This is a genomic window from Achromobacter spanius (genome assembly GCF_039673305.1).
GTDB lineage: Bacteria > Pseudomonadota > Gammaproteobacteria > Burkholderiales > Burkholderiaceae_B > Achromobacter > Achromobacter spanius_F.
The window spans coordinates 1-13,530 of sequence record NZ_JBDJLJ010000028.1 but is presented as its reverse complement, the minus strand read 5'-3'; the positions used below and the strand labels follow the sequence as shown (position 1 = coordinate 13,530).

Sequence of the window (13,530 nt, the reverse complement as noted above, 5' to 3'; positions counted from 1 at the left end):
AATCTCAAGGGGCAGTGGCGAAGCGCTTCTATCGGACGCTGGAGGTTGGCATGAACGATCCGGTTGTCATCGTCGGAGCAGGCCAAGCCGGCGTCGCCACGGCCTTCAAGCTGCGCGCGTTGGGTCACAAGGGCGACATCACGCTGGTGGGCGCCGAACCAGAGACTCCTTACCACCGGCCGCCCTTGTCCAAGAAGTTCTTGACGGGTACTGCGACTGCCGAGCGCTTGCACATCCGGCATATTGATCTTTATGCAAGCGAACGGATTCGTCTTTTGAGAGGGCGTTCAGCGCTCTCGATCGATCGCGCGGGCAGACGCGTGCACCTCTCGGATGGTCAGGTCTTGGAATTCGGCGCTCTGGTGCTTTGCACGGGGGCGCAGCCGCGTCGACTGGAAACGTCCCATGGGGGCGACGGCACAAACGCATACGGCTTTCGCACCCTGGAGGACGCTGAGCGCCTGCGATCAGCCCTCGTGCCGGGTCAGTCCCTGCTGCTTGTGGGGGCGGGATATGTCGGCCTGGAGCTGGCAGCCGTCGCGAGAACGCTTGGCATGCGCGTCACGATAATAGAAAGAGATCGACAAGTTTTAGGGCGCGTTGCGGCAGAACCGACGGCCGAGTGGTTCCGGAATCTGCACGAATCGCAAGGGGTTGCCATCCGCACGGGAGTCAGAATCGCGGACGTCGAGTATGAAGATGGGCGCGTCAGCAAAGTTCGCCTGACGGACCAATCGGAAGTCGCCGTCGACGTGCTGGTATCCGGCATCGGCGTGGCGCCCCAGACAGCATTGGCCTGCGCCGCCGGATTGCCTGTCGACAACGGGATCCTTGTCGATGAGCAGGGCCGGACCCAGGATCCCGCAATTTATGCCGCGGGAGACTGCGCAAATTTCGCTCGTCAGGACAAGCGAATTCGACTCGAGTCTGTCCAGAATGCCGTCGATACGGCGGAACTCGTCGCGAGGTCGATTTGCGGAATGTCTGTTGATGGCTTTCCCACGCCTTGGTTCTGGTCTGAACAGTACACCACCAAACTCCAGATCGCCGGCCTGAACGCTGGCTACACGCATGTGATTGTGCGGCAGGCGTCCGACATGTCTTTGTCGGTCTGGTACTACGAGCGGGACTCGCTCCTTGCTGTCGACGCCATCAACGATCCGAAGGCCTTCATGACGGCCCGTCAGTGGCTTGCTTCAGGCCTCAGTCCCATGTCGGATGACATTGGCAATCCTGAACTGCCGCTTTCCGTGGTCCGCACGCAATCCGCGGCAGAGACAAACCATCAACGAAAGAGCAGCCAACGATGCCAGTGATCATCTTTATCGAGCCGGACGGACGGGAGAACCGTGTCAATGCGGCTGTCGGCCAGTCTGTCATGGAGGCCGCCGTTCAGAACGGCGTGCGCGGCATCGATGCGGATTGCGGCGGTGCTTGTTCCTGCGCCACCTGCCATGGTTACGTCAGCGCGGCCTGGTGCGGCCGTATCGAGCCGGCGGATAGCGTGGAGCGTGACATGCTGGATTTTGCCTACATGCGCGATAGCTCGTCGCGCCTGACCTGTCAGATCAAGGTCACAGAGCAGATGGATGGATTTCTCATCCGTCTTCCGGAGGCGCAGGCATGAAGAACAGCCATCAGCAACAAGCGACGAGCATAGACGAACGTGTCGCGGTGGTGGGCCTGGGGCAGATGGGTGGGCGCATCGCCAAGCGCCTCTTGGCGTGCGGTCGCATTGTCGGCGTCCATGACGCGGACATGCAGCGAATGCAGGCGCTGGTTGACGAAGGGGCCGTGGCTTACAACGCGCTTCCGTCATTGGCCGCTGATCATGACGTTGTGCTCACGGTCCTGCCAAATGCAGCCGTCGTGCGTGCGGTCGCGTTGGGACGCGACGGACTCGCAGCAGGTCTACGCCCCGGCAGTCTCGTCGTCGATATGACCACCTCGATTCCTGAGGTGACGCGCGAGATCGAAGCGGCGCTGGCCAAGCTTGGCGTACATATGATGGACGCGCCAGTAAGCGGCGGGGTTGCAAAAGCCGAGCAGGGGGCCTTGACGATCATGGTTGGCGCAACCGAACGCGACCTGCACAGGTCGACGCCAATACTGCGTGATCTCGCGTCGGCGATTGTGCATGTGGGCGATGTCGGCGCGGGTCACGTGGCCAAAGCGCTGAACAACCTCATCACCGCCACAACGCTTGCCATCACGTCCGAAGCGCTGGCGGTTGGCGTGAAGATGGGGGTGGATGCGCAACGGCTGCTGGACGTGATCAACGCGGGTAGCGGCCGAAGCGCGGCGAGCGAAACGAAATTCCCGCAACAGGTGCTGTCCCGCCGTTTTGCGCCTGGATTTTCAGTCGACCTCATGGCGAAGGATGTGGGTGTGGCGCTCGACATGTCGATTCAATCCGGAGCGCCTGCCCGCGTCACGCACGCCGTTCGGACGTTGTGGGATCTCGTGGCCGCGAGCGGAAGGGGAAACATGGACCATTCCGCGGTCGCGCTTTTCATCGAGGAGGAAGTCGGCGTGGAGATCAAGGGCTGAGGAGCCGCAGCCGATACCGCTTTCTGCGCGTCCACGCCCGCGCGCCGCAACAGAACGGGGTGAACCATTGAATCAGGTTTTCCTGGCATGAGCTAAGCCAACCGTATCGCAGGCAGCCGTGTAGAGCGCCGCGAAGAAGCGTCCACTTAAGGAGACTGACATGAAGCCGATTTGCGCCATTCTGGCTCTAGGTATGACCGTCTGTGGCGGAGCAATTGCCGAGACAAAATTCCCGCAAAACCAGGTCACGCTGATCGTGCCGCAGTCGCCGGGCGGCGCTTCAGACGTCCTCGCCCGTATTCTTGCCGAGAAGCTTGCCGGTATATCGGGGCAGCCGGTGGTGGTGGAGAACCGCGCGGGCGCCGGCGGCAACATCGGCCTGGGCGCCGTGTCCAAGGCGGCTCCTGACGGCTACACGCTTTTGCTTTCCTACGAGGGAACTCAGGCTATCAACGCAAGCCTCTACAGGAAACTGAGCTACGACCCGATCAAGGACTTCGTTCCCGTCGCGACCGTTGCTACCGTCCCGTTCGTTCTTGTCGTCAACAATGACGTGAAGGCGACCACGTTCCAGGAGTTCGTGGCATTGGCGAAGACGACAACCGGGATGACCTTTGGCTCCGCGGGCAACGGCTCGGTCAATCATTTGCTTGGTGAGATGGTCAATCTTTCGACAGGCACCCGGCTGACGCATGTTCCCTACAAAGGAGCAGGCGCCGCAATGACGGATCTTCTGGGAAAACGGATCGATGCGGTGTTCACGAGTTATCCATCGATAGCGCCGCAGATTTCCGCCCATTCGGTCCGGGCGCTAGCGGTCACCAGCGCAGCCCGCGCGACACAGTTGCCGGAACTGCCCACGATCGCCGAAGCGGGATTTCCGGGCTTCGACGTCAATCCGTGGTTCGGTCTGTTCGCGCCGGCCGGCACGCCTGAGGAAATCGTCGACAAGATCAACACCGATGTCGCAGCCCTGCTGAAGGACCCCGAAGTGGCAGGAAGCTTCAGCAAGCAAGGCGCGACACCGCTGCAATCCACGCCGAGCGAATTCAAACACCGTCTAGCCAGCGATAGCGAGAAATGGCGCGCAGTGGTCACGCAGGCCGGTGCGCGCGTCGATTAGGGCGCCACTTCCTCCGGCTGGCAGGCAAGGGCCTCGAGGCAAGCCGTTCCAGAAACGGTCGAGATAGATGCGTCCTTGGCCGACGACGGCGGTCTTAAGGGTGGCGAAAAGCTTGCCTTAGTTCAGCGAGGCCATGTCGATGACAAAGCGGTACTTCACGTCGTTCTTCAACAGGCGTTCGTAGGCCTCGTTGACCGACTGGATCGGCACGATCTCCACGTCGCTGACGATCCCGTGTTCCGCGCAGAAGTCCATCATTTCCTGCGTTTCCGCCATGCCGCCGATCGCCGATCCGGCCAGCGACTTGCGGCCCATGATCAGGTTGGCGCCGGGGATCGGGTCCAGCGGCGTCAGCGCGCCCACCAGCGCCATGGTGCCGTCCAGCGCCAGCAGCGCCATGTACGGATTCACGTCATGGCTGACGGGCACGGTGTTCAGCAGGAAGTCGAAGGTGCCGGCATGGGCCGCCATCGCGTCGGCATCGCGCGACACCAGCACGTCGTCCGCGCCCAGGCGTTTGGCGTCGCGGGCCTTGTCGGCTGATGTGGTGATCATCACCACGTGCGCGCCCATGGCGTGCGCGAACTTGACGCCCATGTGGCCCAGGCCGCCCAGTCCGATGACGCCCACCTTCTTGCCCGGGCCGACCTTCCAGTGGCGCAGCGGCGAATAGGTGGTGATGCCGGCGCACAGCAGCGGCGCGACGGCCTTCAGGTCCAGCTTGTCCGACACCTTCACGGCAAAATGTTCCTGCACCACGATGCGGTCCGAGTAGCCGCCAAAGGTGAGCTGGTCGCTGCCGCGTTCCTTGTCGTTGTAGGTCAGCGTGGCGTTTTCTTCGCAGTATTGCTCCAGGTTCAGGCGGCAGGCCTTGCAGTGGCGGCAGGAATCGACCATGCAGCCGACGCCGGCGTAGTCGCCCACCTTGAACCTGGCGACGTTCTTGCCCACCTTCGCGACGCGGCCGATGATTTCATGGCCGGGCACCATGGGGTACATGGAATTGCCCCAGTCTCCGCGCGCCTGGTGCAGGTCGGAATGGCAGATGCCGCTGTAGAGGATGTCGATCAGCACATCGTCGTCGCCCGGTTCGCGGCGGGTGAAGCTGAAGGGGACCAGGGGAGTATCGGAACTGTGGGCGGCGTAGCCTCGGGCTTGGATCATGACGGCCTCTGATGGGGTTTGTTGAGCAGGCGTTCACAATAGTCCTGGGGCTGCCCTCAGTTCAAGCTAGAATTTCGGCATGATTTATTGAATTTTCTTTGATAATGATGCCGCCCGACAATCTCTCCCACCTTGCCGCCTTCTCGGCCGTCGCCCGCCTGGGCAGTTTCCGCAAGGCCGGCGAGGAGCTGGGCCTGTCGACCTCGGCCGTCAGCTACGCGATCCGCAATCTGGAAGAACGGCTGGGCGTGAACCTGTTCAACCGCACCACCCGCAGCGTGGCGCTGACCGACGCCGGCCAGCGCCTGGCCGAACGGCTGCAGCCGGTGCTGCACGAACTGGGCGACGCGCTTGAAGAAATGAACCATTTCCGCGGCTCGGCCTCCGGCACGCTGCGCATCAATACCTCGCGCGCGGCGTCGTACCTGTTGCTGATGCCCATGGCGGCGCGGTTCCTGGCGGCGTTTCCGGACATCCGCCTGGAGATCGGCGAGGACGACAGCTTCGTCGATATCGTCGGCTCGGGCTTTGACGCGGGCGTGCGGCTGCTGGAGGCCGTGCCCGAGGACATGGTGGCGGTGCCCATCGGCCCGCCGCTGCGCTCCGTGGTGGTGGCGTCCCCCGACTATCTGCACGGACGCGAGCCGCCGCGGCATCCCACGGACCTGATGCGGCACGAATGCGTCCGCTACCGCTTTCCCAGCGGTCGCTACTACAAGTGGGAATTCGAGAAGGACGGCGTGCCGCTCGAAATCGACGTGCCGGGCCGCATCGCCCTGAGCGACGTGCACGCGGAAGTGCGCGCGGCGGTCGACGGCATCGGCATCGGCTGCGTGCCGGAAGCCTATGTGACCGGGTTGCTGGAATCAGGCAGGCTGGTGCGGATGCTGGAGGACTGGTGCCCGACGATTCCCGGCTTCATGCTGTACTACCCGCGGCAGCGGCGCGTGTCGTCCGCGCTGCGGGCCTTCATCGACATGGCCAGGCAGTGAGTCCGCCGGCTCTTTACGGCCGGGCGCCTTCCAGCAAGGCCTGGACCAGCCGGTTTTCCTGGTCGGTCTGGCGGCACACGAACGAGATCTGCCGGTAGGGCGCCTGCTTGCCCAGCGAGAGCACGCGCACCGGATGCACATTGAGCAGGTTGGGTCCGGGCTCGGGCAGCACGCACACGCCCAGGCCGGCGGACACCAGCGCCGTCAGGGCCGCCAGCGACTGCATTTCGATGCGGCAGCGCGCGTGCGGCGCATGCTGACCCACGTAGCGCGCCGCCAGCCGCCCGCCGATGGTGGTCTTGTCGAAGCGGATCCATTCGTACTGCTGGAACAGTTCGGCAATGCGTGTTTCGCGCGAGTCGGGCGGGGCGATCAGCACCAGCGTCTCGCGGAACAGCGGCGTCCATGACAGGCGGCTGGAGCCGCCGGTCTCCGGCTGGGTGATGATGGCGGCGTCGATCTCGCCCTGCTTGAGTTTTTCGGTCAGTTCGGTGGCGCGGCCCCGCACCAGCCGCACATCCAGGAGCGGATAGCGTTCGCGCAGCTTGCGCAGCAGCGGCGGCAGCAGGGTCACCTGCAGCGGCTCGATGGTGCCCAGCCGCACGCGCCCCTCGACGGCCGGCGTGCTGCGGCGCCGCAGCTCGTCCAGGCGCGCCAGCGCTTCCTGCAGCACCGCGTCGACTTCCGCCGCGAAGGCATTGGGCCGCACCTGCAGCGCGGAGCGGTCGAACAGCGGCTGCCCGAAGTATTCCTCCATCTGCTTCATCTGCAGGCTGACCGCGCTGGGCGACAGGTTCATGTCGGCCGCGCCGGCCGCGAAGCTGCCTCCGCGCAGCACGGCGTTGAGGGTCCGGAAGGATTCGATCTTCATCAGAAATCCTCATGTAGTGTTTTAAGAATCCTCGCTTTATATCACCAGGGGCCAGGCCTAGCATTTGCCTCGGACAAAACGAAAACCGGCTGGACTCGGACATGCGCGGCATGGCGGACAGACCGGAAAAGAGGAGACAGGCCATGATCAATACCCTGACCGGCGTGCGCGCCGTCCTGCTGCCGGCGCTGGCGATGAGCGCGGCGCTTGCCTTCGCCGCGCCCGCCGCGGCCCAGCCGGCCGCCCCGGCCGTGCCGTCGGCCATCACGATGGTGGTGCCGTTCCCGCCGGGCGGCAGCAACGACGTATTTGCGCGGGTGCTGGCCGAGAAGCTGGGCGAACGGCTGGCGTCGACCATCATCGTCGAGAACCGCCCGGGCGCGGGCGGCGCGATCGGCGCGGAATATGTGGCCCGCGCGCCCAAGGACGGGTCGGTGCTGATGCTGTCCTCGTCCACGCTGACCACCAACGCCGCCGTGCAGACCAACCTGAAGTACGACGTGGTGCGCAGCTTCGCGCCGGTGGCGATGCTGGCGCGGTCGCCGATGGCGCTGGTCGTGGGCAAGGATTCGCCTTATCAGTCGATGGCCGACCTGCTGGCCGCGGGCCGCAAGGAACCGGGCAAGCTGACCTACGGCAGCGCGGGGCTGGGCTCGGTCAACCAGATGGCCAGCGAAATCCTGGCGGGCGGCGAAAAAACGTCGTTCACGCACGTGCCGTACAAGGGGATGTCGCATGCCCTGAACGACCTGGCGGGTGGGCGGGTGGACTTTGTCATCGGCAGTTTCGCGTCCACCGCATCGCTGCTCAAGGGCGGCCGCCTGCGCGTGCTGGCCGTGACCTCGCCCGAACGGTCCCAGTTCTATCCGGCGCTGCCCACCATCGGCGAAGGCCAGCCGGGCTATTCGGTGGAGCTGTGGTGGGGCGTCCTGGCGCCCGCCGGCACGCCCGCGCCGCTGGTGGACAAGCTGAACGCCGAGATCCGCGCCATCGTCAACGACCAGAAGATGCGCGCCATGTTCGCCGAGGAAAGCGCGGTGCCGGCCGAATTGACCGTGCCGCAGTTCGCCGAACTGGTCCAGTCCGACGCCGCCAAGTGGAAGCAGGTGGCGCGCGACCGCAACATCTCCATCCAGTAAGCCCGCCGCCGCAACCCCAACTCCAAGAGTCCAAGCATGAGAAGCAAGCTGTTCGTACCCGGATCGCGTCCCGAACTGTTCGACAAGGCGCTGGCCGGCCCGGCCGACGCCCTGTCTTTCGACCTGGAGGACGCGGTGGCGCCCACGCGCAAGGACGAGGCCCGCGACCACCTGGCCCGCATGCTGGCCACGCCGCAGGCCGCCGCGTCGGGCAAGACCCTGATCGTGCGCGTCAACGCGCTGGATTCCGGCCATTTCCATGACGATGTGCGGGCGGTGGTGCGCGAGGGCCTGCACCTGGTGAACCTGCCCAAGGCGGAGACCGAGGCCGACGTGGTGGCAGCCGCCGCCGCGGTCGAGCAGGCGTGCAGCGCCAACGGCGTGCGCCAGCCGGTGGGCCTGCTGCTGAACATCGAGTCGCCGCGCGCGTTGCGCCGGGCAGCCAGCCTGGCGGCGGCGCATCCGGCGGTGGCCGGCCTGCAGCTTGGCTTGGGCGACCTGTTCGAGCCCGCCGGCATCGCCCGGCGCGAACCGGCGGCGGTGCACCAGGCGATGTTCGCGCTGCGCATGGCCGCGGCCGAGGCAGGCGTGTTCGCCTATGACTCGGCCTTTGCCAACATCGAGGACGAAGCCGGCTACCGGGCCGAGGCCGAACTGGCGCGCCGGCTCGGCTACCTGGGCAAGAGCTGCATCCATCCCCGCCAGGTGCCGCTGGCCAATGCCGCGTTCCGGCCGACCGACGAAGAGATCGCCCACGCGCAGCGCGTGGTGCGGGCGGCGCGCGACGCCGACGCGCAGGGCGTCGCGGCGTTCGTGGTGGACGGGCGCATGATCGACGGCCCCTTCCTGCGCCGCGCCGAAGCCATCGTGCGCGCGGCTGCGGGACTGGGCCTTGCGGGCGCGCAGGGAGCGCAGTGATGACGGCCGCGACGCAAACCCGGGGCGGCCCCCTGGCCGGGGTCCGCGTGCTGGACCTGAGCGCCTACATCGCCGGCCCCTACGGCTGCGCGCTGCTGGCGGACCAAGGCGCCGACGTCATCAAGGTCGAGCCGCCCGGCGGCGACAACCTGCGCAAATATCCGTCGACGCTGGAGGCCGAAAGCCGCGCATTCCTGGGCGTGAACCGGGGCAAGCGCGGCCTGGCGCTGGACCTGAAGCAGCCCGAGGGGCTGGCCGCGCTGCACGAACTGGCGCGCCAGGCGGACGTGCTGGTGCACAACTTCCGCCCCAGCGTGCCGGGGCGGCTGGGCATCGCGTACGAGCAGCTGGCCGAGATCAATCCCCGGCTGATCTATTGCGCGGTCAGCGGCTATGGTGAAAGCGGACCGCTAAAGGACAAGGCGGGCTACGACCAGGTGCTGCAGACGATGACGGGCATGTGCGCGCTGCAGGGCAAGGCCGAAGGCCCGCCCGAGATCCTGTACGGGTCCATCGTGGACTATTACGCATCGTCCATGGTGGCCGCGGGCGTCGCCTCCGCGCTGTATGAACGCGAGCGCAGCGGGCGCGGCCAGTTCGTGGGCGTGTCCCTGCTGCGCAGCGCGCTGGCGCTGCAGTCGGCGCGGCTGGTGTGGGCCGAGGGCGAACCCCGCGAGGTCGGGCGCGACATGCGTTCGGGCGGCATCACCGGCATCCATCCCACCGGCGACGGCCATCTGTACATCTCCGCGAACACGCCGCATTTTTGGCAGGCCCTGTGCGCCAAGACCGGCCTGCAGGAACTGGCGGCCGACGAGCGTTACGACTCGGTGCGCAAGCGCGCCGAGCGCCGCGACGAGATCGTGCCGCGCCTGCACGAGGCGCTGCGCGCGCGCAGCGCGCTGGAATGGGAGGCCTGGTTCGGGGAAGAGGTGCCCTGCGCCGCCGCGCGCGGCGTCGAGGACATGTTCGATTTCCCGCAGGCGCAGGCCGAAGACCTGATCTCGACGTTCGCGCATCCGGTGGTGGGCAGCTATCGGGGCTTCGCCCAGGCCATCAAGTTCGGCCGCACCCGGCCGGCCGTGCCGCGCGCCGCGCCGGCGTTTGGCGAGCACAGCGAGCAGGTGCTGGAAGAGGCGGGGGTATCCGCCGCGCAGTTGGAGACGCTGCGCCAGAAAGGGGTGCTGGGCTGAGGGCCGGCTGTCCGCGGCGGCGCGGTCCGGAACCGGCGGTCAGGCCTTAACCCGCCTCGGCCGGCGCGCCATCCAGCGCCGCCAGGCACTCGGCCAGCGGCGGGATGCCCTGGGCCAGCGCGTCCACGGCCGCGGCATCCACCCGGGGCAGGGGCGCGATCTCGGCCAGCACGCGCACGCCGCCGAAGCGCTCGATCGCTTCCTTGTTGCCCGCCGACGGCGGTCCGCTCATGACCACGCCCAGCACCGGGATGCCGCGCCGCTTGAGCGCTTCCAGGCTGAGCAGGGTGTGGTTGATGGTGCCCAGTCCGCTGCGCGCCGCCAGCACCACCGGCATGCCCAGCCGCGCGATCAGGTCGATCATCATGTGCGTGTCGTCGATGGGCACGTACAGGCCGCCGGCGCCTTCCACGATCAGCGGGGCGCGCGTCGCGGGCGGCACGATGCTGGTGGCGTCGACCACGGTGTCTTCGAGCGTGGCGGCCGCCCACGGCGACAGGGGCGCCTGCAGCACGTAGGCGGGCAGGTGCAGGCGCTCGGGCGGCAACTGGGCCAGTTGCGCGACGGTGTCGGTGTCGCCGGGTTCTTCCGCCACGCCGGTCGGCACCGGCTTCCAGTTGTCGGCGGTCCCGGCGCGCGCCAGGATCGCCGACACCAGGGTCTTGCCGATGCCGGTGTCGGTGCCGGTCACGAAAACGCCATTGGGCCGTTGCATGGTTTTCTTCCACATACCGTAGGCCAGGTGATACGTCACCGTGGCTCCTTGTTCGTCAAATGCGGCCAGGACGCGGCGCAGCTCGGCCGCGCCGAGCGGCGGGCGGCCGGGCGCGGGCGTGGTGGCGCCGATGCCCTTCAGGCCGCGCAGGAAATGCAGGCCGTCAGGATGATCTTGTATCAGCCGTTCGCCGCGTACGCCACCCGCCAGATCGGCCATGGCCGGACGGATGGCCCGCAGGGGCGGATAAGGGGGCGTGGCGGCCGCCAGGCCGGCTGCCCGATGGGCGTCGCGCCACTCGGCGAAGGTGTCCGCCGCCAGCGTGGCCACCGCCAGGTGGCCGCCGGGCGCCAGCAGGCCGGCCAGCCGGGCCAGCCCGGCGGTCAGGTCGGTGACCCACTGGACGGCCAGGCTGGAACAGATCAGGTCGTAGCCGCCTTCGAGCCCCTCCGGGTATTCGCCGTCCAGCGCCTGGTAGCGGGCTTGGCCGGGCAGGGCGGGGCCGCGCCTGGCGGCGGCCAGCATGCCGGGAGAGATATCCGTCACCGTCCAGTCCGCCGGCCCCAGCCGGCGGGCCAGGGCCTGCGTCAGCAGGCCCGTGCCGCAGCCGATCTCCAGGATGCGCGGGCGCGGCGGCAGAGGCAGCAGGGCGATGTCGCCGGCAAGCCGCTCGGCCGCGATGCGCTGGATGGCCGCGTGGTCTTCATAGCGGGCGGCGGCGGCGCCGAAGCGGGCGCCGATCCGGGCGTTGCGCGCGGTCATGCGTCGCGCGCCAGGCGGTCGGCGAAGTCGCGGATCCGGCTTGCGCACCAGGCCGTGTCCGAGACGGGCAGCAGATGCCCGCCCTGTTCCCGCCAGTGAATGTCCTGGCCTGGATGCCCCGCGAAGGCGGCCCGCGTCATCGCGGCGGAAACGATGGGATCGGCCTCGCCCGCGAGCCCGAGCAACGGTACGGGCAGCGCGGCCAGGGCGGCGCGCTGGTCTTCGTCGCGCAACGCTTCCAGGTCGCGGCCAAGGGCCGCAAGCCGGGGCTCGGCGAATTCCGATTCGTCGCCGCAGCGCTGGCGGAATTCCCGCACGACGGCGAGGGGGGACTCGGACAGGCGCTTGAGCATGCGGTCCAGCATGCGCGCCGGCACGCCCGCGTAATCGGGTGCGGCCCCAAATCGCGGGAATCCATTGATCGACACCAGGCCTGCGCAGCCGGACGGCAGTTCACGCAAGAGGCGCAGCACGCCCAGCGAATGGCCGACGGCGATGACCGGGCCGGCAAGTTCGGGATGCCGTGGGGGGCCGAAGTAGCCGGCGTCCGAGACGGCTTGCGGCCAATCGGCCAGTTCGGCGCGCAGCGGCGTCCAGAAAGCGGCGTCGAATGCCCAGCCGTGGACGAACAGCAGCGTGGGGCGCGCGGGTGCGTGATCCGTCATGCCAGCACGGCGGCAAGGCCGTCTATCAGTTGCGATATGTCGGCGTCGCGGTGCGCGGCACTGAGCGCGATGCGCAGCCGGCTGGTGCCCGCGGGCACGGTGGGCGGCCGGATCGCCACGGCCAGCAGGCCGCGCTGCTCCAGCGCCGCGGCGATATCCAGCGCGCGGGCCTCGTCGCCCACGATGGCAGGCACGATCTGGGTGGACGACGCGCCGGTGTCCAGGCCCAGGCCCCGCAGCGCGCCGCGCAGCCGGTCGCCGCTTGCCGCCAGCCGGGCGCGTTCGGCGTCCAGGGTGGGCGCCAGGTCCAGCGCCGCGTCCATGGCCCCCAGCACGGCCGGAGGCAGCGCCGTGGTGTAGATGAAGCCCGAGCAGGCGTTCACCAGGAAATCGCACATCGCGCGCGATCCGGCGACGTAGGCGCCGAACCCGCCCAGCGCCTTGCTGAAGGTGCCCATGGCCAGGTCGATACGGCCGGGAGCCAGGCCGGCCAGGCCCATGCCGTGGGGGCCCAGCACGCCGGTGGCGTGCGCTTCGTCCAGGTAGACAAAGGCGCCGTGGCGGTCCGCCAGGTCGGCCAGCCGGACCACGTCGGTGCGGTCCCCGTCCATGCTGAACACGCTTTCCGTGATGATGAACCGCGAAACGGGCCGGCCGTCGGCGGGCGGCGTTTCCGCCCTGGCCGCCAGCAGGCGCTCCAGGTGGTCCAGGTCGTTGTGGCGGAAGCGGATCTGCCGCACGCCCGCCGCCTGGCAGCCATGATGCAGGCTCGCGTGATTGAGCTTGTCGGCGTAGACCTCCACGTCGCCCCGGCCGGCGGCCGCGCGCAGCAGGGCGGGCAGCACCGCCGCGTTGGTTTGCCAGCCCGACGCCAGCACCAGGGCGGCTTGCGTGCCTTTCAAGCGAGCCAGCTTGGCCTCGACCTGCTCGTGCAGGTCCAGGTTGCCGCAGACCAGGCGCGAGGCCTGGGCGCCCGCGCCGTGGCGCGCGGCCCATTCGCGGGCGCGCTCGACCAGCAGAGGGTGGCGGGACAGCCCCAGGTAATCGTTGCTGGAAAAGTTCAGGACGGGGGAGCCGTTCAGCACGATGCGCCCGGCCGGCGCGGAAGAGGCGGTGCGCAGGCGGCGGCGCGCGCGGCGCGTGTCGGCGAGCGCCTGCTCGGAGGAAAAAAGCGAATCCAGCTATTACATCAAGAAACCCGGCAGCGGCCCGGGACCGGCCGGCCGCTCGCGGCGGCAACAGGCCGCGGCGCGGGGGGCGCCCGCGCCAGGCCGTAGAATGCGGGCCATTGTAGTGGAGGCGGGCAAGCGCCCCGTTGCCGGCCAGGGATGGCGCGCGGCGGGCGGCGCGCCGCCGGTTTTTCGAGAGGTGAATCAGGCACGCGCCCGACTGGGTGGCCCAGGGCCCACCCCATAGCTGGCGTCCCTATGCCCAGATG

13 protein-coding genes are annotated in these 13,530 nt (G+C 68.0%); 8 read left to right on the top strand and 5 right to left on the bottom strand.

Translation table 11 applies throughout. The features are described 5' to 3' along the window. Positions 1 to 50 precede the first annotated feature (50 nt). The 4 genes from ABE485_RS19880 (at position 51) to ABE485_RS19865 (ending at position 3,673) form a co-directional block, all read left to right on the top strand. Complete coding sequence (locus ABE485_RS19880; RefSeq protein ID WP_346516987.1) at positions 51 to 1,316, top strand: NAD(P)/FAD-dependent oxidoreductase; 1,266 nt, start codon at positions 51 to 53, stop codon at positions 1,314 to 1,316. Next, positions 1,307 to 1,627 carry a 2Fe-2S iron-sulfur cluster-binding protein gene (locus ABE485_RS19875; RefSeq protein WP_346516986.1) on the top strand — a complete coding sequence of 107 codons (321 nt, stop codon included), beginning with the start codon at positions 1,307 to 1,309 and terminating at the stop codon, positions 1,625 to 1,627. The genes ABE485_RS19880 and ABE485_RS19875 overlap by 10 nt, the downstream gene beginning before the upstream one ends. Continuing rightward, positions 1,624 to 2,550: an NAD(P)-dependent oxidoreductase gene (locus tag ABE485_RS19870; RefSeq protein ID WP_346516985.1), complete on the top strand. Its 927-nt coding sequence runs from the start codon at positions 1,624 to 1,626 to the stop codon at positions 2,548 to 2,550. The genes ABE485_RS19875 and ABE485_RS19870 overlap by 4 nt, the downstream gene beginning before the upstream one ends. Positions 2,551 to 2,710: 160 nt before the next feature. After that, positions 2,711 to 3,673, top strand: a complete 963-nt coding sequence (locus tag ABE485_RS19865; protein ID WP_346516984.1) for a Bug family tripartite tricarboxylate transporter substrate binding protein — start codon at positions 2,711 to 2,713, stop codon at positions 3,671 to 3,673. A 117-nt stretch (positions 3,674 to 3,790) separates the two neighbouring features. On the opposite strand, the gene ABE485_RS19860 is transcribed toward ABE485_RS19865, so the two are convergent. Then, entirely contained in the window at positions 3,791 to 4,837 is a 1,047-nt protein-coding gene (locus tag ABE485_RS19860) for an NAD(P)-dependent alcohol dehydrogenase (RefSeq protein ID WP_346516983.1), read from the bottom strand. Between the two features lie 107 nt (positions 4,838 to 4,944). Here ABE485_RS19860 and ABE485_RS19855 point away from each other — a divergent pair, with 107 nt between their 5' ends. Further along, complete coding sequence (locus ABE485_RS19855) at positions 4,945 to 5,829, top strand: LysR family transcriptional regulator (RefSeq protein ID WP_346517037.1); 885 nt, start codon at positions 4,945 to 4,947, stop codon at positions 5,827 to 5,829. Between the two features lie 13 nt (positions 5,830 to 5,842). Here the strand turns inward: ABE485_RS19855 and ABE485_RS19850 are convergent, their stop codons facing one another. Further along, positions 5,843 to 6,700 carry a LysR family transcriptional regulator gene (locus tag ABE485_RS19850; RefSeq protein WP_346516982.1) on the bottom strand — a complete coding sequence of 286 codons (858 nt, stop codon included), beginning with the start codon at positions 6,698 to 6,700 and terminating at the stop codon, positions 5,843 to 5,845. Between the two features lie 143 nt (positions 6,701 to 6,843). Between ABE485_RS19850 and ABE485_RS19845 the strand changes: the two genes are divergently transcribed. From ABE485_RS19845 to ABE485_RS19835, 3 genes are read left to right on the top strand one after another with little or no spacing between them, the layout of a single operon-like run. Continuing rightward, entirely contained in the window at positions 6,844 to 7,839 is a 996-nt protein-coding gene (locus ABE485_RS19845; protein ID WP_346516981.1) for a tripartite tricarboxylate transporter substrate binding protein, read from the top strand. Between the two features lie 36 nt (positions 7,840 to 7,875). Beyond that, complete coding sequence (locus ABE485_RS19840) at positions 7,876 to 8,757, top strand: HpcH/HpaI aldolase/citrate lyase family protein (RefSeq protein WP_346516980.1); 882 nt, start codon at positions 7,876 to 7,878, stop codon at positions 8,755 to 8,757. Then, entirely contained in the window at positions 8,757 to 9,950 is a 1,194-nt protein-coding gene (locus tag ABE485_RS19835) for a CaiB/BaiF CoA transferase family protein (protein WP_346516979.1), read from the top strand. The genes ABE485_RS19840 and ABE485_RS19835 overlap by 1 nt, the downstream gene beginning before the upstream one ends. Before the next feature lie 46 nt (positions 9,951 to 9,996). Here ABE485_RS19835 and bioD read toward each other — a convergent pair whose 3' ends face one another. Genes bioD through ABE485_RS19820 form a run of 3 tightly spaced genes read right to left on the bottom strand, consistent with a single transcriptional unit; the run spans position 9,997 to position 13,273 of the window. After that, complete coding sequence (gene bioD, locus ABE485_RS19830) at positions 9,997 to 11,427, bottom strand: dethiobiotin synthase (RefSeq protein WP_346516978.1); 1,431 nt, start codon at positions 11,425 to 11,427, stop codon at positions 9,997 to 9,999. After that, positions 11,424 to 12,092, bottom strand: coding sequence for an alpha/beta fold hydrolase (locus ABE485_RS19825; protein ID WP_346516977.1), 669 nt, complete (start codon positions 12,090 to 12,092; stop codon positions 11,424 to 11,426). The genes bioD and ABE485_RS19825 overlap by 4 nt, the downstream gene beginning before the upstream one ends. Next, on the bottom strand, positions 12,089 to 13,273 hold the full coding sequence (locus ABE485_RS19820; protein ID WP_346517036.1) for an aminotransferase class I/II-fold pyridoxal phosphate-dependent enzyme: 1,185 nt from the start codon (positions 13,271 to 13,273) through the stop codon (positions 12,089 to 12,091). The genes ABE485_RS19825 and ABE485_RS19820 overlap by 4 nt, the downstream gene beginning before the upstream one ends. Between the last annotated feature and the right edge of the window lie 257 nt (positions 13,274 to 13,530).

Excerpts from the sequence above, each read along its gene's own strand:
- ABE485_RS19880 (WP_346516987.1), top strand. The coding sequence starts at position 51 with ATGAACGATCCGGTTGTCATCGTCGGAGCAGGCCAAGCCGGCGTCGCC.
- ABE485_RS19875 (WP_346516986.1), top strand. The coding sequence starts at position 1,307 with ATGCCAGTGATCATCTTTATCGAGCCGGACGGACGGGAGAACCGTGTC.
- ABE485_RS19870 (WP_346516985.1), top strand. The coding sequence starts at position 1,624 with ATGAAGAACAGCCATCAGCAACAAGCGACGAGCATAGACGAACGTGTC.
- ABE485_RS19865 (WP_346516984.1), top strand. The coding sequence starts at position 2,711 with ATGAAGCCGATTTGCGCCATTCTGGCTCTAGGTATGACCGTCTGTGGC.
- ABE485_RS19860 (WP_346516983.1), bottom strand. The coding sequence starts at position 4,837 with ATGATCCAAGCCCGAGGCTACGCCGCCCACAGTTCCGATACTCCCCTG.
- ABE485_RS19855 (WP_346517037.1), top strand. The coding sequence starts at position 4,945 with ATGCCGCCCGACAATCTCTCCCACCTTGCCGCCTTCTCGGCCGTCGCC.
- ABE485_RS19850 (WP_346516982.1), bottom strand. The coding sequence starts at position 6,700 with ATGAAGATCGAATCCTTCCGGACCCTCAACGCCGTGCTGCGCGGAGGC.
- ABE485_RS19845 (WP_346516981.1), top strand. The coding sequence starts at position 6,844 with ATGATCAATACCCTGACCGGCGTGCGCGCCGTCCTGCTGCCGGCGCTG.
- ABE485_RS19840 (WP_346516980.1), top strand. The coding sequence starts at position 7,876 with ATGAGAAGCAAGCTGTTCGTACCCGGATCGCGTCCCGAACTGTTCGAC.
- ABE485_RS19835 (WP_346516979.1), top strand. The coding sequence starts at position 8,757 with ATGACGGCCGCGACGCAAACCCGGGGCGGCCCCCTGGCCGGGGTCCGC.
- bioD (WP_346516978.1), bottom strand. The coding sequence starts at position 11,427 with ATGACCGCGCGCAACGCCCGGATCGGCGCCCGCTTCGGCGCCGCCGCC.
- ABE485_RS19825 (WP_346516977.1), bottom strand. The coding sequence starts at position 12,092 with ATGACGGATCACGCACCCGCGCGCCCCACGCTGCTGTTCGTCCACGGC.